The organism is Pseudomonas sp. LP_7_YM, from assembly GCF_004364435.1.
Classification (GTDB): domain Bacteria; phylum Pseudomonadota; class Gammaproteobacteria; order Pseudomonadales; family Pseudomonadaceae; genus Aquipseudomonas.
Genome location: NZ_SOCT01000004.1, coordinates 269,543 through 286,500, shown reverse-complemented (window position 1 = coordinate 286,500; position 16,958 = coordinate 269,543). Strand labels below are relative to the sequence as shown.

Genomic DNA, 16,958 nt, shown 5'->3' with positions numbered 1-16,958 from the left:
TCACTTCTTCGCCACCTTGATGACGTTGGAAATCGGCGTGCCGGCGAAAGACGCCGTGTCGGTGACATCAAGGGTGATTGATACTGCACGTTCGCTGCCGTCGTAGCCTGCGACGTCTCCTACAGGTGCGCCACGGGCAGCCTCTCGCATAAATGAGAACCGTCACCCTCTTTCCGGTTTGCCGTTGCGACGATCTGACACCATAATCCGGCCATATCTGCTCAAGGAGCTGCCCATTGCCGAGTGCATCCTCAACCCCGTCCTCCGTGTTGGTGGTTCAACTGTCCGACAGTCATCTGTTTGCCGAAGCGGACGGCACGCTGCTGGGGATGAAAACCCGTGACAGCCTTCGCGCTGTGGTCGATCTGGTGCTGTTCGAACAAGGGCCGATCGATCTGGTGCTCGCCACTGGCGATCTGTCTCAAGACGGTACGGTCGAGTCCTATCAGGCGTTTCGCGAGGCGAGCGATCGGCTTCATGCACGCAAGCGCTGGCTACCGGGCAATCACGATGAGTTGCGGGAGATGTCCATCGCCGCCCAGCACAGCGATTTTCTTGACCCCGTCGTGGATATCGGCAACTGGCGCATCACGCTGCTCGACTCGGCAGTGCCGGGATCGGTCCCTGGTTATCTGGAAGACAAGCAGTTGCAATTGCTCGCTCAGGCGTTGAGCGAGGCACCGGAGCGCCACCATCTGGTTTGTCTTCATCATCACCCGGTGCCGATGGGCGCGGCGTGGATGGAGCCCATCGGCCTGCGCAATCCTGATGCCCTGTTTTCGTTGCTGGAGCGTTTCCCACAGGCGCGAGGGCTGCTATGGGGTCATGTGCATCAGGCGTTCGACCAGCCTCACAACGGACTGCGTCTGATGGCTTCGCCCTCAACCTGCATCCAGTTCGCGCCCGACAGCGTGGATTTTGCTGTTGACTCACTGGCGCCGGGCTATCGTTGGTTGCGCCTGCGAGACGATGGACAGATCGAAACTGGCGTCTCGCGCGTGGCCCCGGACCTGTTCGAGGTCGATCTCAGCGGCGCTGGTTATTGAAGGAAACGTCCTGAATTCGCGGTAAACCGTCGACTAATGAGTCTTTCCGCGCTTGTCCCTGTAAACTGCGTGGTTTTGCCGCTGTGGGACAAAACGACTCGCAGCTTCTGGAGGCACGTTGTGAACCACGATCACTCGACTCTTCTTTATATACACGGGCTGAATAGCTCAGCGGTGTCGAAAAAGGCTACACAACTGACCGGGTTGATGACGCGGCTTGGGCTTGGCGAGCAATTGCGCGTGCCGGATTTGCACCATCATCCGCGTCAGGCGCTGGTCCAGCTTGAGACCGCCATTGAAGAACTGGGCGGGCGCCCATTACTGGTCGGCAGCTCACTCGGCGGCTACTATGCGACTCACCTGGCCGAGCGTCATGGCCTCAAGGCTGTGCTGATCAATCCGGCAGTGAACCCGCACCAGCTGTTCGACGGTTTTCTGGGCACCCAACGCAACCTTTACACCGGCGAAAGCTGGGAGCTGACGCACGACCATGTGGATGCGCTGGCAGAGCTTGAAGTGCCTGCCCCTCAGGATCCGCAGCGCATTCAGGTATGGCTGCAAACGGGTGACGAAACGCTGGATTATCGGCGCGCCCAGGCATTTTATCGGGCCTGTGCGCTGCGCATTGAAGCGGGCGGCGATCACAGCTTCCAGGGGTTTGTGGAAAAAATGCCGACCCTGTTGAGTTTTGCCGGATTCGCCCCCGAGCTTTTGCAGGCGATCGACCTTTCGGCGCTTTGATCCCGGCGCTTGAATCGATGTTTTTGCTGAACAAACAGGTAGAACAGTGTCACTCCGAACTTTCATGAACGACTTGATGACGAGACCCTATGGCCAATCCCAGCGCTAGCTCCTATAACGCAGACGCCATCGAAGTCCTCTCGGGCCTCGACCCGGTCCGCAAGCGACCGGGCATGTACACCGATACCTCACGGCCAAACCACCTCGCCCAGGAAGTCATCGACAACAGCGTCGATGAAGCCCTGGCGGGGCACGCAAGGTCGGTGCAGGTCATTCTTCACGCCGACAATTCGCTGGAAGTGGCCGACGACGGCCGTGGCATGCCGGTGGACATTCACCCGGAAGAAGGCGTGTCGGGCGTCGAGCTGATCCTTACCAAGCTGCACGCGGGCGGCAAGTTTTCCAACAAGAACTACCAGTTCTCCGGCGGTCTGCACGGTGTGGGAATTTCCGTGGTCAACGCGCTCTCCACCCAGGTGCGGGTGCGGGTCAAGCGCGATGGCTCCGAGCACGAGATGACCTTCGCAGATGGCTTCAAAGCCACCGAACTGTCGGTTGTCGGCACCGTGGGCAAGCGCAATACCGGCACCAGTGTGTATTTCGCGCCGGACCCCAAGTACTTCGACAGCCCCAAATTCTCGGTCAGCCGCCTCAAGCACGTGCTCAAGGCCAAGGCCGTTCTGTGTCCGGGGCTGTTGGTCAGCTTCGAAGACAAGAGCAGCGGCGAGAAGGTCGAGTGGCATTACGAAGACGGCCTGCGCTCTTATCTGCAGGATTCTGTTAATGATTTTCTGCGTCTGCCGGAGGAGCCCTTCTGCGGCGTCTTTGCCGGTAACAAGGAAGCAGTGGATTGGGCGCTGTTGTGGTTGCCCGAGGGCGGCGACAGCGTTCAGGAAAGCTACGTCAACCTGATACCGACCGCCCAGGGCGGCACGCACGTCAACGGTCTGCGTCAGGGCCTGCTCGACGCAATGCGCGAATTCTGTGAGTTCCGCAACCTGCTGCCACGCGGCGTGAAGCTGGCGCCGGAAGATGTCTGGGAGCGTATTGCCTTCGTTCTTTCGATGAAGATGCAGGAGCCGCAGTTCTCCGGCCAGACCAAAGAGCGTCTGTCCTCCCGCGAGGCAGCGGCGTTCGTTTCCGGTGTGGTCAAGGACGCTTTCAGCCTGTGGCTCAATGCGCACCCGGAAATGGGGATGCAACTGGCCGAACTGGCGATCAGCAACGCCGGTCGCCGCCTCAAAGCCAGCAAGAAGGTCGAGCGCAAGCGCATCACTCAGGGCCCTGCGCTGCCGGGCAAACTGGCTGACTGCGCCGGGCAGGATCCGATGCGCTCCGAGCTTTTTCTGGTCGAGGGCGATTCAGCGGGTGGCTCGGCGAAACAGGCGCGCGACAAGGAGTTCCAGGCCATCCTGCCATTGCGCGGCAAGATCCTGAACACTTGGGAAGTCGATGGCGGCGAAGTGCTTGCCAGCCAGGAAGTCCACAATATCGCGGTCGCCATCGGTGTCGACCCCGGCGCGGCGGACATGAGCCAGCTGCGCTACGGCAAGATCTGCATCCTTGCCGACGCCGACTCTGACGGGCTGCACATTGCCACATTGCTCTGTGCCTTGTTCGTCCAGCATTTCCGCCCGCTGGTGGACGCCGGTCACGTTTACGTCGCGATGCCGCCGCTGTACCGAATCGATCTGGGCAAAGACATCTACTATGCCCTGGACGAAGCCGAGCGCGATGGCATTCTCGACCGTCTGGTGGCCGAGAAGAAACGCGGCAAGCCGCAGGTCACCCGCTTCAAGGGACTGGGTGAAATGAACCCGCCGCAGTTGCGTGAAACCACCATGGACCCGAACACTCGGCGTCTGGTGCAACTGACCCTGGACGATTTCGAAGCCACATCGGAGATCATGGACATGCTGCTGGCCAAGAAACGCGCAGGCGACCGCAAGACGTGGCTTGAATCCAAGGGCAACCTTGCCGAGGTGCTGGTTTGATCCGAGGCTGGCTGGCGGCCTTTTTGCTGATCGCCACGCCTGCATTCGCCGCGCAGCCGCTTGCACAAAAGCCCCTGCCCGAACTCAAGTTGCTGTCCGAGCATGCGGTCGACGACATGGTCGGCGGCAATCTGTCCGGTCTGGCTTCGTGCAACGGTGTGCTGTGGACGGTTTCCGATCGCGATGACACGCTGCTGTACAGCCTCGATACCTCGGCGACGGTATGGAAAGCCCGTGCGCTGAAACTCGAAATACCACCGATTCCCGACAGTGGGCTGTCATCGACATTGCGTGGCATGGCCCAGGCTGCGTCGCTGATTCGTGGTGGCGATCTGGATTTCGAGGGCGTCACCTGTGATGCCGCCGGTAACCGTTACCTGGTCAGCGAAGGCTTCGCTACGGTATTGAAAGTGCCGGTCGACGGCGCGCCGAGCTGGTTGCCACTGCCCAAGCAACTGGTTCAGCAAGGGCAGTCGGCGGGCATGCTGCAACACTTCAATGCGATTTTCGAAGGCATTGCCATCAGCCCTGCGGGCGATCAGCTATGGCTGGCGGCCGAGCGCGAGAAACGCGGCCTGCTGACCGCAAAGTTGAACAAGGACGGCTGGACCTGTGGCGCGAGTTGTATTTTGCGGGCCGAGTCCGGCAATGACATTCTGCCGCCGCAACTGGGTGGCAAATCCGTCGCCAAGGATTTTTCCGACGTCTCGTTGTACAAGGGCAAGTTGTACACCCTTGAGCGGGCGGCGTATCGCATCTGCCGTCGCACGCTGGAAACCGGGCAGCTAGAGGCCTGCTGGTCGTTCGCCAAAGAGGCGTTGCTGCCGAACCGGCTCTACGATCAGAAATACGGCCTGACCGAAGCGCTGGTCGTGGATGACACGGGGGCATGGGTCGGCATCGACAACAACTTCGGTGCGCGCGCTGACGGTGAAAAACGCCCCATCGTCTGGCGCTTTGCGGCGCCCGAGGGTGGTTGGGGCGGCAAGCCTTGACCCAGGCAATCCCCGGTAAGCGCGCCGGGCGGCTGATGCTGATCATTGCCTGGGCCGCCGCGCTGTTTTTGGCAACGCGGTTTTTCAGTGGATGGGAACAGCGTCAGGAAAATCCGAACAGCAACGTTGTCTCCGAACACGGTGACGGCTATGTCGAAGTGCAACTGTTGAGCAATCGCCAAGGGCATTTCGTCATGACGGGGCGGATCAACGCACGCCCGGTTCAGTTCATGCTCGACACCGGCGCGACCGATGTCGCGATCCCCGGAGAGGTGGCACACGCGTTGAGTCTGGAGCGCGGCGACGCGGTTCAGGTGAGTACGGCCAATGGCCGCACCGATGCGTTCCGCACTACGTTGGAACGCCTGCAGATCGGCGATATCGTCCTGAACAAGGTGCGTGCTCTGGTGGTGCCCGGTCTGGATGGCGATCAGGTGCTGCTGGGTATGAGCGCCATCAAACAACTCGAATTCACACAGCGCGGCGGTACATTGCTGCTGCGTCAGACGACAAAATGATGAGGCCCGCATGAGCGACTCCCTTGACCTCAGCCTTGACGGCGTAGAACGCCGGTCACTGGCTGACTTCACCGAACAGGCCTATCTGAACTACTCCATGTACGTGATCATGGACCGTGCCTTGCCGCATATCGGCGACGGCCTGAAGCCTGTGCAGCGGCGCATTATCTACGCCATGAGCGAGTTAGGTCTGGATGCCGATGCCAAGCACAAGAAATCGGCGCGTACCGTTGGTGACGTGCTCGGTAAATTTCACCCCCATGGCGACTCGGCCTGTTACGAAGCCATGGTGTTGATGGCACAGCCTTTCAGCTATCGCTACACGCTGGTCGACGGGCAAGGAAACTGGGGTGCGCCGGATGACCCCAAGTCATTCGCTGCCATGCGTTACACCGAAGCGCGGCTGTCGCGCTATTCGGAAGTGCTGCTCACCGAGTTGGGCCAGGGCACTGCGGACTGGGTGCCGAACTTCGACGGCACGCTGGACGAGCCGGCAGTCTTGCCTGCGCGTTTGCCGAACATCCTGCTCAATGGCACCACCGGTATCGCCGTAGGCATGGCCACCGATGTCCCACCGCACAACTTGCGGGAAGTGGCCTCGGCCTGTGTCCGGCTGCTTGATGAGCCCAAGGCCACCATCGAGCAGCTGTGCGAACACGTACAGGGGCCGGATTATCCGACCGAAGCAGAAATCATCACGCCTCGCGCCGATCTGCTGAAAATCTACGAAACCGGTCGTGGTTCGGTACGCATGCGGGCGGTGTATCGCGTCGAAGATGGCGACATTGTTGTGACCGCGCTGCCGCATCAGGTCTCCGGTGCGAAGGTGCTGGAGCAGATAGCAGGGCAGATGCAGGCCAAAAAACTGCCGATGGTCGCCGACCTGCGTGACGAGTCCGACCACGAGCACCCCTGCCGGATCGTCATCATCCCGCGTTCCAACCGCGTCGATCCCGAAGAGCTGATGCAGCATCTGTTCGCGACCACCGAGCTTGAGTCCAGCTACCGGGTAAACATCAACATCATCGGTCTGGATGGCAAGCCGCAGCTGAAGAACCTCAAGGCGCTGCTGTCTGAATGGCTACAGTTCCGCATCACTACGGTGCGTCGTCGCCTGCAGTTCCGTCTGGACAAGGTCGAACGGCGCCTGCACCTGTTGGAAGGTTTGCTCACTGCATACCTGAACCTGGACGAAGTGATCCATATCATCCGCACCGCCGAGCACCCGAAAGCCGAGCTTATCGCGCGTTTTCAGCTGTCCGAAATCCAGGCCGACTACATCCTCGACACCCGTCTGCGTCAATTGGCGCGCCTGGAAGAGATGAAGCTGCGCGGCGAGCAGGACGAGCTGCTCAAGGAACAAGCCAAACTCCAGGCCCTGTTGGGCAGCGAAACCAAGCTGCGCAAGCTTGTGCGCACTGAATTGATCGCCGATGCACAGACCTATGGCGATGATCGCCGCTCGCCCATCGTCGAGCGAGCAGAGGCCAAGGCACTCTCCGAAAACGAGCTGATGCCGACCGAACCTGTGACCGTCGTGCTGTCGGAAAAAGGCTGGGTGCGCTGCGCCAAAGGCCACGACATCGACGCGACGGGACTTTCATACAAAGCTGGCGACGGCTTCAAGGCGGCGGCGGCGGGGCGCTCCAACCAGTTTGCCGTGTTCATCGACTCCACCGGGCGCAGCTACTCGCTGGCGGCCCATACGCTGCCATCCGCGCGGGGGCAGGGCGATCCGTTGACAGGCCGCCTGACACCGCCGCCGGCCGCGACGTTCGAATGCGTGCTGCTGCCGGATGACGATGCGCTATACATCATTGCCTCCGACGCCGGTTATGGCTTCGTGGTCAAGGGTGAGGACCTGCAGGCCAAGAACAAGGCGGGCAAGGCGCTCCTAAGTCTGCCGTCGGGCGCGAAGGTGATACTGCCGCGCCCGGTCCCTGATCGCGAACAGAACTGGCTGGCCGCCGTGACCACCGAGGGTCGATTGCTGGTCTTCAAAGTCAGTGATTTGCCGCAGTTAGGTAAAGGCAAGGGCAACAAGATCATCGGTATTCCGGGAGAGCGTGTAGCCAGTCGTGAGGAGTATGTGACCGACCTGGCAGTCATTCCCGAAGGGGCCATCTTGGTGCTGCAGGCCGGCAAGCGCACGCTGTCGCTCAAGCCCGACGATCTGGAACACTATAAAGGTGAGCGTGGGCGTCGGGGCAACAAGCTGCCGCGTGGCTTCCAGCGCGTTGATGCCTTAGTGGTTGAAAACGTTACATAAGCGGTTAATCATGCGCTCGATCTCCGTTTTGTCACGAAGATCGACGCAGAATCGCTGGAGTCATTGCTAATATTCACGGATGATATGACGTCTTGAAGGGCAGGCATGGCTGAGTGCCTTCATGTTTTCTTGAGTCTTTTACATCGTGGCCGCCGTATGCTGGCCACTTGGACGGAATGATGACTTTTCTACGCGTTCCTTTTGTTCTGTTGTTGACCGGCGTTCTGGGTTTGGCCGGGTGCAGCGTTCATCAGCCCCAATCGCTCTATCAGCTTGACAGTGGGGAGCCGGGGCAACCGAAACAAAGCGCCGGAGTTGCTGTTTTGCTGGGTCCGGTTTCCATTGCCGACTATTTGCAACGGGAAACATTTCTGCAGCGTCAGCCAGATGGCAGCCTGACTGCCTCGACCGATGGTCGCTGGGCGGGCAGCCTGTCTTCTGACATCGATCAACTGCTGTTACGTCAGTTGGCGTGGAAGCTGGACAGTCAGCGTGTGGTCATGGCGCCTGCCGCTGCCAACTTCAACCCGGACGTACAGGTAGTATTGTCGATCACGCGTCTGGATTCGGGGGCGAACCAGCCAGCGGTACTCGATGCGCAATGGCGTCTGCTGGATCGTCGTGGCACCGTGCGTGACAGCAAGCTGGTACATCTGGAGCAGCCTCATGCCGGCACCTCGGCGGCTCAAGTCAAGGCGCAGGGCATACTGTTGCAACGCCTGGCCGAGCAACTGAGTGCTGCGGTCAAGCCTGTAGCCAACCAGCCCCTGGTCGCTGAGCAGCCGAAAAAGGCTGCTCAGCCGGCCAAGACGCGTACTGACCAGGACAAGCCGAAGATTCCGATGGCCTCACCGATTCGTACTGATCTGGAAGTGTTCCGCTTCTAGGTCGGACGCCAAAAAAAGCCCGCATCGCGCGGGCTTTTTTGTGGGTGCCGATTTGGCAGGCGCTCATACCGTTTGTGTAGATCCTGTCAGACTTTACGCGCCTCGTGCATCCGCGCCAGCTGACGCTCCAGCATCGACGGGTACGGTTCCATCAAGCGCTCCACGCAACTGGCACCTTCAGGGCTGGCGATCGGACGAATACGGGCCCGTTGGCGAATGGTGTGGTCTTCGCCGATCTTGCGCTCTACCAACAGCAGATTGCGGCTGTGTTGCGACAGGGCCAGCGCATCCTGAGCGGTTTCAGTCAGCAGCAAATCGATCTGGTTCATGCCATGCAGCCCTTCGCCCAGTGTCAAGCCCAGCTGCAGTTGCAGAGTGATGCCGCTGTCAGCGACTTCGATCTGCAGTGCATGGCTGAGCGCGCGCAGCAGTTCGCCGCAACAGATTGCATTGGTCAGGTAATCGTCGCCACTGTCCTGTGTGCTGAATACCATCAGCGAGCTGCCATCGTTCAAGGTATGCAATTCGCTGTCGTAGAGCGACGCGGCCTGATCGATGCAGTCGCGGTAGCGCTCCAGTAACTCGGTAAGACGGGTACGGGGCAAGCGACGCAGTTGTTCCTGAGAGCCCAACTGGACGGCCAGCACAGCGCTGTATTGCGGTTGCGAAGGCGCAACCGGCAGCACGGGGCGTGGTGCAGGCTGCTGCGCTGCCGGTGAGTGGTCACGAAGATCGGCGAATGGATCTTCTTCGTCGTCTTCATCCTCTTCGGCGACAATGCGACGGGCCGGGATCGCCGTGGCACGCGGTTTCGGCGCTTCATCGAACTCGGGATCATTCAATTCGCTGGCATCGAACTCGGGCGAGGTGTCTTCGTCGTCCTCGACGTGCTCCGGTTCGGGCACAGGTTGCGGCTCCGGTGGCGCATAGGAGGCCTTCAACTGACGCGCCAGGTCACCGATTTCATCCTGGCGGTCAGTGGCCGGGGTATAGGGGTCGATGTAACGCAGCCACATGCGCAGTTGCAGCATCGGCGTGGAGATGTGCCGCCCCAGGCGCAGGCTCAATGCCAGCGCCAGTGCCAACAGGATGCCGGCCAGAATGCCCATGCTTTGCAGGCTGATGGTCAACGGTTGCTGAAACTGTGACATGTCCAGGCTGATACGCAATGTGCCAGCGACCACATCCTGAAAGGTCACTTTGATTTCATACAAGCCTTCAGCTTCGCCCAATAGCCCGTTTTTCGGCCGCTGGCCTGCTTCGGCAAGAATGCGATTGTCCACGCTGTAGATCGCCGCATGGGCCACCAGCGGGTTTTTCACCAGATTGCCCAGCAGCACGTTGAGACTGAGGATGTCGTTCGACACCAGCAGCTCTGTGGCGGAGGTAGCGGTTTGCGTGGTCAGGGCCTGCCCCAATGCGTCCGCCTGCTCGTGCATGGCTTGCTTGAACTGCAAACCCATCACGCAGGCATAAATCACCAGCGCCAGCGCGACGAGGATCACGTTGTGGCTGGCGATGCGCAAAGCAATCGGAACACGTCGATGACGCAGTGCCCGGAAGATCAGCAAGAAGAAATTATCGGTTTTTACTGGCGTGGGCCGGTTCACTGAGCACGGCTCTCTTGGTGAAGTTGGGGCGCAGTATAGCGAGCGACCCAGATGCGGCAAAGCGCTCACTGTGCCCGGCTGTCACTGAAAGTGAGTAGAATGCGATTTTTTTCCACTGCGGGGGTGCGCCTTGCGCGAAATTGTCCTGATAAACATCACCGGCCTTGACCGTCCGGGCCTTACTGCGGCCATTACAGGCGTGCTGGCACAAGGTGACGTAAATATTCTGGATGTTGGTCAGGCGGTGATCCACGACGCCCTGTCGTTCGGCATTCTGGTCGAAATTCCTGATACCGAATCCGCGGCTGCGGTGCTCAAGAGCGTTCAGTCCAAGGCTGACGAACTGGACCAGCAAGTGCGTTTCACCCCTGTTTCCGAAGCCGACTATCAGCATTGGGTCGACGGTCAGGGCAAGGCGCGGCATATCGTGACCCTGCTGACTCGCAAGGTGACCGCCGAACAGCTGCAAACCGTCAGTTCGATCACCGCCAGATATGGCTTGAACATTGATCGCATCGATCGTTTGTCTGGACGCATGCCACTGGATACGCCTACCGACAAGGGCAAAGGCTGTATCGAGTTTTCCGTGCGCGGCGAGCCGGCCGATCAGCAGCAGATGCAAGCCGAGTTTCTGCATGTGGCGCAGGAGTTGAACGTCGACATCGCGTTTCAGCAGGATTCACTGTTTCGACGTAACCGGCGTCTGGCTGTGTTCGACATGGATTCGACGCTGATTGAGGCCGAAGTCATCGACGAGTTGGCCAAAGCTCACGGTGTAGGTGAGCGCGTTTCACAAATCACCGAGCGTGCCATGCGTGGCGAGCTGGACTTTCGCGCCAGCTTCAAGGAGCGGCTGGCGCTGCTCAAAGGCCTGGACATCAAGGTGCTGGATGAAATCGGCGCTTCGTTACGTCTGACCGAAGGTGCTGAAACCCTGTTCGCCGAACTCAAGCGTCTGGGCTACAAAACCGCGATCCTCTCGGGCGGCTTCACCTATTTCGCCCGTCAGCTGCAGGCCAGGCTGGGCATTGATTACATCTACGCCAACGAACTGGAAGTGGTGGATGGCAAATGCACCGGCAACGCCATCGAGCCGATCATCGATGCCCAGCGCAAGGCAGACTTGTTGCGTGAGCTGGCAATCAAGGAAGGCTTGAGCCTGGAGCAGACCATTGCGGTCGGCGATGGCGCTAACGATCTGCCGATGTTGGCCATCGCCGGTCTGGGTGTTGCGTTCCGCGCCAAGCCGCTGGTCAAGCAATCGGCCAAGCAGGCGATCTCGACGCTGGGACTGGACGGTGTCCTGTATCTGCTGGGGTTCCGGGATCGGGAAGGGCGCAGCATTTAGAGCGCCTGATAGCCCAGCACCCAACTTCCGGGGGAGTGAGCTTGCTTACGAAGGGGCATCACACCCGCTCATGGCTGGTGTGTATGAGCCCACCTTCAAGGGCAAACTCACTCCTTCGGGGTTGTCAGCCAGCAAGAGGTGGGCACCTACAACACTGTCCACAACGAATCGAATTCCTGCTCCCCCGGGTCCGGCGCGGCTTTCTTCGGTCCCTCGAGAATCTGGTATTCGAACTGGTTGTAGCTGCCGGTCGTCGCCCGACGATTGCTCAGCGTGGCACGGCGCTCTTCGCCGCTGCTGTTGATCATTACCTTGCTCCCGTCTTCGAACGGCAGTCGTGGCGCAATCACGGTGGCGGGGACGTCGATGGCACGCACTTCGGGCAGCAGCAGCGCGCGCAGGTATTGGCTGCTCTGCTCGGACCGCAATAACTGCATGCCGCAGGCCTGACCGAACGGTGCAACCAGTTCGACCCCCATCTGTGTACCGCCGTTGCGCACCTGACGCACCCAGCGCACCACCGCGATACTCCAGCCGTACCCTGGGTCCTGAATGCCGATCATCTCCCCGGCCTGCAATTGGTCGGGAACCTCTTTTGGCCAGGCAAGGCAGTAACCGCCCGGGCTGTGGTTGATGATGTTGAGGCAGTGAGTCGCAAAGCTCTTCTGGGCATCCATCGCCGAAACACCGCCCTCGGACTCTTCACGCTGGTATTCGATCTCTTCGAATGGCAGCAGGGTAGTCGAAGTGCCTTCACGTTGAACGTCCATCGCTTGCGACCACGGATCATGGCGGGCGGGCTCAAGGGGCTGCAAGGTGTATTGAGCGATTTTGCTGACGGCGGTGTCAGGCACCAGCAACAAATCGCTGAAGCTTTTCTGGCCTCCCACGAAGTAGTGAAGGGCACTCATACCCACGCAAACCGTCAGCGTGCCCTGACCTGTGGTGCGTTGAAAGGCGCGCTCCGACACGTCGCCCCACGCCGCCGCCAGGTGCTGCAACACATCAATTGACAGACCCTGCGGCACGTCCAGGTAGGACTGCGGACGCTGCTCGACCGGCATTTCAATGTAGCGTTGCAGGGCCGCCGACAGAGGGCGCGAATTTATACCCAATAAATGAGCATGCTGATCTTCGCTGTACAGCGAGGTATAGCGTGGCGCAGTGTCAGAGGCATAGGCTGCGGCATAAAGGCTGGCATCATCTGCGGGCTGTTGCAGCGTGACCATCGGACTCCAGGCGTGCAGCGCATCGGCCAGCTTGCCGATATTGTGCTGACGCATCTGGTTGCAGCGTGAGCAGCCCATCAGCAACGCCACGATATACGTCTGCTCAACGGTCAGTGTGCGCGTGTGGTGGGCCTGATTATCGGCTACCGGGACAGCGTGAAGCAGGTTCAGTCGGGCGATTTGATAGATCTGGTGCAGCTCTAGCCACAAGCCCTCCTGTACCGGACAGTAAAGCTGGTAGGCCCGGATCAGCGGGCCATTCAGACAGTGCAAGGCACGTTCCAGTGCGGTGGTCAGCAGCGTGGTGCGATCCCGGGTGAGTTTGGGGGCAATACGCGCGATGATTTGCTTGTAGCCAATCGCCAGATGATTCTGCAGCGCCTGACACAGGTTGGCGACCTTGCGCGGGCGCTCTTCGAGAACCACTGACTGATTAAGGAAGTGGCGCTCAAGGTGTTTGCACACGAAAAACACTTCCGGGCGCAGCAGCTCCAGCAGTTGCAGACGGTTTTCACTGGTGGTCAGCAACTGGTTGAGTTCGCCCAGGCCCTGATACAGCTGACGCGCCATCTCGCCGAGGTTGGCTTTGGGCAGGGTAGAGATCCAGCGCTTCATGTCTTTGGGCGTCGCGTCACAGAACGACAGGCTCGGCTGCGTCGGCACAGGCGCGCGCAACAACAGAGGGAGACTTAACTTACTCATGTGACAGGCAAACTCCAACTACAAACGGCCTGGATGGCTCAGAGAAACTGCGATGCAGCGGCCTGATACCGAATTGATCGGGCAGGTTCACGTCAATTAAAGGCGAAGATTGCTACGGGGCTGACGGCTAACTCTAGCAGCATTGCAGCAGCAGGCCAGTCTCCACTGCAAAGTGACACTCCACAGCAGGCCATACGAAACTATACGGCCCGTGGCAGGGCCGTATAGTTTGCTGCGCAGCCGCCAAAAACATCTCAGAGCGTGTTATGCCTGAGATGGCGTTGCCAACAGTTGGCCCATTCGTGTCGGCGAACCGGCGGCCAGTTGTTCGGCCCAGCGCACCTGATTCGGCCCGAACAGCACGACGGCCGTCGACCCGAGTTTGAAACGGCCCAGTTCGGCGCCTTTTTCCAGATGAGTGGGCGCGCGGGCGGCCTCGTCGTAACGGAAGGTCTTCAGCTCGCGCTTGGGTGGCGTCACCAGACCCGCCCAGACGGTTTCAATCGACGCAACGATCATTGCACCCACCAGCACCACCGCCATCGGCCCGCGCTCGGTGTCAAACAGGCAGACGACGCGCTCATTGCGGGCGAACAGTTCGGGCACGTTTTCTGCGGTGACCTGATTGACAGAAAACAGGCGACCCGGCACGTAGATCATCTCGCGCAAGGTGCCCGCCAGCGGCATGTGAACCCGATGGTAGTCCTTTGGCGACAGATAAATAGTAGCGAACTCGCCACCCATGAACGGCGCAGACAGGCGAGCGTCGCCCCCCAGCAGCTCCAGCGCACTGTAGCTATGGCCCTTGGCCTGGAAGATACGGCCATGTTCGATGGGCCCCAACTGGCTCACTGCCCCGTCTGCAGGGCAAAGAATGGCGCCAGGGGTCTCATCCAGCGGCCGGGCGCCAGGTTTCAGGGCGCGAGTGAAGAAGTCGTTGAAGTGGGGGTACGCCGTCTCGTCTTCGACCAGCGCCTGGGACATGTCCACTTGATAGCGCCGCACAAACCATTGGGTGAACGCATTTTTGAACCAGCGCACCCGGCATTCGGCAACGCAGCCAGCCAGACGCGATAGCAGGTGGTGGGGAAGCAGGTATTGGAAAACAATAAACAGACGCTGTTTCATCAAGGTTCCTAAAGCGTTTTAAAAGGGCTGTTCGATAGCAGAGATTGATCGGGGACGCACAGCTGTCCGGTTATTTCTCGACCGGGGTATCCGCGTGATTGCCCCATTCCCCCCAAGACCCTGCATAGCCTTTGACTCGCGGGTACCCCAGCGCCTTGGCAACCAGATAGGTAAAACCGGAGCGATGGTGGGTCTGGCAGTGGGTAATGATTTCCTTATCGGGTGTGATTCCCAGGCTTTCCAGAATGTGCGGCATGTCTGTACGAATGCGCAAGTTGCGCGCCTGATCCATCCCCGCCGTCCATTCGAAGTTCACAGCGCCAGGGATATGACCCCCTTTGGCTGCCACGACTTTCTCGCCCGTGTACTCGCTCGGCCCACGTGCATCCCAGATCGCAAGGTCGGCGGCGCCCAGTCGGCTTTGCAGGTATTCAAGAGTGGCTGTGGGCTGGTCATGCACGGTGACTGGAACAGGGCCGCCGGCAGGGGCGGGCACTTGCGTGGACAACGGCAGGCCCTCGGCCTGCCAAGACAGCAGGCCGCCGTCCAGATAGTGGTATTTCGAATGGCCGATGACGTCCAGCAGCCAGATAAAGCGACCGGCCCAGCCGCCGCCTTCGTCGTCATAGACCACATACACCGCATCCGGGTTATGACCCAGCTCACCGAACAGCGCTTCGAGCTGCGCCTGGGGAGGCAGCAGACCGGGAGCCGGTGCCTGGCCCAGTTGCGTGCGCTTGGGATCGAGGAAGCGAGCGCCCGGGATATGGCCGGCCTCATAGCGGGCGGCACTGGTCAGGTCGACCAGAACAAGCTCTGAAGCACCAAGGCGAGCCTGCAAATCGGCGGGTTCGATCACCAGCGGCAAGCTTGAGAAGGCAGACATGTACGGTCCCCGGATCGTGAAAAAGACGAATTGTAGCTCAGCCTTCAACCATTGCGATGGCTAAAGGTGGTCAGCGCTCTCTCTATGCACTGCCCGGTTTTCCCGAATGCCTGCACGGTGACTTCCGATAGCGGGCCGCCGCCTTGATCAGCCACAACCACCATCAGCACCCTGCCGTTGCAGGCCAGCGAGCGGATCACCAGGTTTTCCCCCGAGAACAGGCTTCGCAGTTGCGACGGTAGCAAGGCAGAAAACTGCGCGTTGTTGCTGGCGGTCAGACGCAGCTGTGTGGCTTGTGCCAGCAAGCGCTGCAACACGGTACTTTCTTTGTAGGGAACCAACAGAGAGGCGGCAGCCTTGTCCACGCCTGCGGTCTGATGAACGCGAAGGCAGTCGGCCTTGCGATCAATCATCAGGATCACCACCCGCTGCATGCCTGAAGCCAGCAGGGCCTCGCGTGCACAGGTGGTCAAATGCATCGCGTTGGTGAAAATGCTCGGCTCGGCAAGCAGGTCGCTACAGTGCTTGCGCCAGGCATGGAGCGCTTCGGCCGAAGGCGGCGGCGCAGGCAGCAAACCGTCTGGCACGCGTCGGGCATCCCAAGGCCAGAGCAACGCTTCGGCCGGGTGCCAGACGCCGGGCGACGCGTGTTGCCGGGCACTGGTGGCCGCACTCTGGTGAACCTGTCGCTGCAGGTCATCCAGTGGCTGTTGCAGATAAAGGCTGGTCAGCAGCTGCCAGCGCAAGTTGTGCGGGGTATTCCAGCCTTGCTGCGCCGAAAGTGCCAGGCCGTTGGCGAGCAGAATCGTGTTGGCTGGCTGGTTGAACCAGCGACGCAGGGGTAGATCGTCGTCCAGTTGCTGTTGTTGCTTGTGCGGGTCGTCGTTCTCATGAGCAATGCGCAGGACCTTGACCAGGTTTCGCTGCTCAGCGATCAACAAGGTATAACCCTGAGTGACCCAGATGGGCAGTTGCCAATGCTGTGCCAGCGCCTGACACAGCCGCAACAGGCGCACGCCGAACAGGGACTTTTCGACGACTTTGGCCGACTCGCCCTTGTGGATAACTCGCAGCTCCCACTCTTCCAGCAGCTTGGGGTGAGCCAACGCCATTGGCCAAAGGGGCGCGAGAAACAGCAGGCTGCCCAGATGAATGTCCTGCCACAGCCGGCCCAATTGGTTGGCGAACAGGCCATGAGCCTGCTGCGCCGCATGTTGGCTGATCAGTTGCAACTGACGCAGCGCCACCGGGATGCTCTGCAACTCGACGCTTGGCAAACGCCTCAGCAGGATTCCGGTGCGCGCCAGGCCCAGCCGGTTCAGCGCAACCTCCAGACTTTCGGCCGGCTCGGCCAGTCCGCCACTGTGCAGGTTGGCTTCGCGCAGCACGCTGAGCACCAGCGCCGGGCTGTCCTGCATCAGGTCGGCAATTTCGCGCAACGATATTCGACTGTCATCCAGCGCAGCGTGCACCTTGGCGTGAGCCACAGCGGGGACGGGCAGGGCAAGGCTGTCCAACTGCTTGATCCAGGTATCGAGTGCCCGTGGAACGGGGAGCGATGAGGCTTTAGCTGAATACATTCACAAGACCCATACGGCTGGAAGG

Annotated in this window: 13 protein-coding genes and 2 pseudogenes; 8 read left to right on the top strand and 7 right to left on the bottom strand. The window is 60.2% G+C overall.

Translation table 11 applies throughout. From position 1 onward, the window contains the following. On the bottom strand, positions 1-150 hold the full coding sequence (locus EC915_RS24835) for a hypothetical protein (protein WP_166650979.1): 150 nt from the start codon (positions 148-150) through the stop codon (positions 1-3). A gap of 86 nt (positions 151-236) precedes the next feature. Here EC915_RS24835 and cpdA point away from each other — a divergent pair, with 86 nt between their 5' ends. From cpdA to EC915_RS13005, 7 genes are all read left to right on the top strand, one after another. Continuing rightward, positions 237-1,046 (top strand): 3',5'-cyclic-AMP phosphodiesterase, encoded by an 810-nt coding sequence (gene cpdA / locus EC915_RS13035; RefSeq protein WP_133750942.1) that lies wholly within the window; start codon positions 237-239, stop codon positions 1,044-1,046. A gap of 120 nt (positions 1,047-1,166) precedes the next feature. Further along, complete coding sequence (locus tag EC915_RS13030; RefSeq protein WP_256658723.1) at positions 1,167-1,787, top strand: YqiA/YcfP family alpha/beta fold hydrolase; 621 nt, start codon at positions 1,167-1,169, stop codon at positions 1,785-1,787. Positions 1,788-1,876: 89 nt separating this feature from the next. Beyond that, positions 1,877-3,781 carry a DNA topoisomerase IV subunit B gene (gene parE, locus EC915_RS13025; protein ID WP_133750940.1) on the top strand — a complete coding sequence of 635 codons (1,905 nt, stop codon included), beginning with the start codon at positions 1,877-1,879 and terminating at the stop codon, positions 3,779-3,781. Next, positions 3,778-4,776: an esterase-like activity of phytase family protein gene (locus tag EC915_RS13020; protein WP_133750939.1), complete on the top strand. Its 999-nt coding sequence runs from the start codon at positions 3,778-3,780 to the stop codon at positions 4,774-4,776. The genes parE and EC915_RS13020 overlap by 4 nt, the downstream gene beginning before the upstream one ends. Positions 4,777-4,811: 35 nt before the next feature. Further along, positions 4,812-5,294 carry a TIGR02281 family clan AA aspartic protease gene (locus tag EC915_RS13015; protein ID WP_166650987.1) on the top strand — a complete coding sequence of 161 codons (483 nt, stop codon included), beginning with the start codon at positions 4,812-4,814 and terminating at the stop codon, positions 5,292-5,294. A 10-nt stretch (positions 5,295-5,304) separates the two neighbouring features. Next, the gene (gene parC, locus EC915_RS13010; RefSeq protein ID WP_133750937.1) at positions 5,305-7,563 is read left to right on the top strand and encodes a DNA topoisomerase IV subunit A; all 2,259 of its coding nucleotides are present in this window, start codon (positions 5,305-5,307) and stop codon (positions 7,561-7,563) included. Between the two features lie 179 nt (positions 7,564-7,742). After that, positions 7,743-8,450 carry a membrane integrity-associated transporter subunit PqiC gene (locus tag EC915_RS13005; RefSeq protein WP_133750936.1) on the top strand — a complete coding sequence of 236 codons (708 nt, stop codon included), beginning with the start codon at positions 7,743-7,745 and terminating at the stop codon, positions 8,448-8,450. Between the two features lie 86 nt (positions 8,451-8,536). Here EC915_RS13005 and EC915_RS25645 read toward each other — a convergent pair. Both EC915_RS25645 and EC915_RS25640 read right to left on the bottom strand, forming a co-directional pair. Next, a pseudogene (locus tag EC915_RS25645) lies at positions 8,537-9,265 on the bottom strand (histidine kinase); the annotation flags it as partial. 65 nt (positions 9,266-9,330) lie between these two features. Beyond that, positions 9,331-10,060: pseudogene (locus tag EC915_RS25640) on the bottom strand (histidine kinase); the annotation flags it as partial. Positions 10,061-10,190: 130 nt separating this feature from the next. Between EC915_RS25640 and serB the strand changes: the two are divergent. Beyond that, a complete protein-coding gene (gene serB, locus EC915_RS12995) occupies positions 10,191-11,408 on the top strand; it encodes a phosphoserine phosphatase SerB (RefSeq protein WP_133750934.1) in 1,218 nt (405 codons plus the stop codon). A 146-nt stretch (positions 11,409-11,554) separates the two neighbouring features. Here serB and EC915_RS12990 read toward each other — a convergent pair whose 3' ends face one another. From EC915_RS12990 to EC915_RS12975, 4 genes are all read right to left on the bottom strand, one after another. Continuing rightward, the gene (locus EC915_RS12990) at positions 11,555-13,339 is read right to left on the bottom strand and encodes a molecular chaperone (RefSeq protein WP_133750933.1); all 1,785 of its coding nucleotides are present in this window, start codon (positions 13,337-13,339) and stop codon (positions 11,555-11,557) included. A 264-nt stretch (positions 13,340-13,603) separates the two neighbouring features. Next, positions 13,604-14,467 carry an archaetidylserine decarboxylase gene (gene asd, locus EC915_RS12985; RefSeq protein WP_133750932.1) on the bottom strand — a complete coding sequence of 288 codons (864 nt, stop codon included), beginning with the start codon at positions 14,465-14,467 and terminating at the stop codon, positions 13,604-13,606. 70 nt (positions 14,468-14,537) lie between these two features. Beyond that, positions 14,538-15,353 carry a rhodanese-like domain-containing protein gene (locus EC915_RS12980; protein WP_133750931.1) on the bottom strand — a complete coding sequence of 272 codons (816 nt, stop codon included), beginning with the start codon at positions 15,351-15,353 and terminating at the stop codon, positions 14,538-14,540. 44 nt (positions 15,354-15,397) lie between these two features. Beyond that, positions 15,398-16,933 carry an HDOD domain-containing protein gene (locus EC915_RS12975; protein ID WP_133750930.1) on the bottom strand — a complete coding sequence of 512 codons (1,536 nt, stop codon included), beginning with the start codon at positions 16,931-16,933 and terminating at the stop codon, positions 15,398-15,400. Positions 16,934-16,958: the final 25 nt, after the last annotated feature.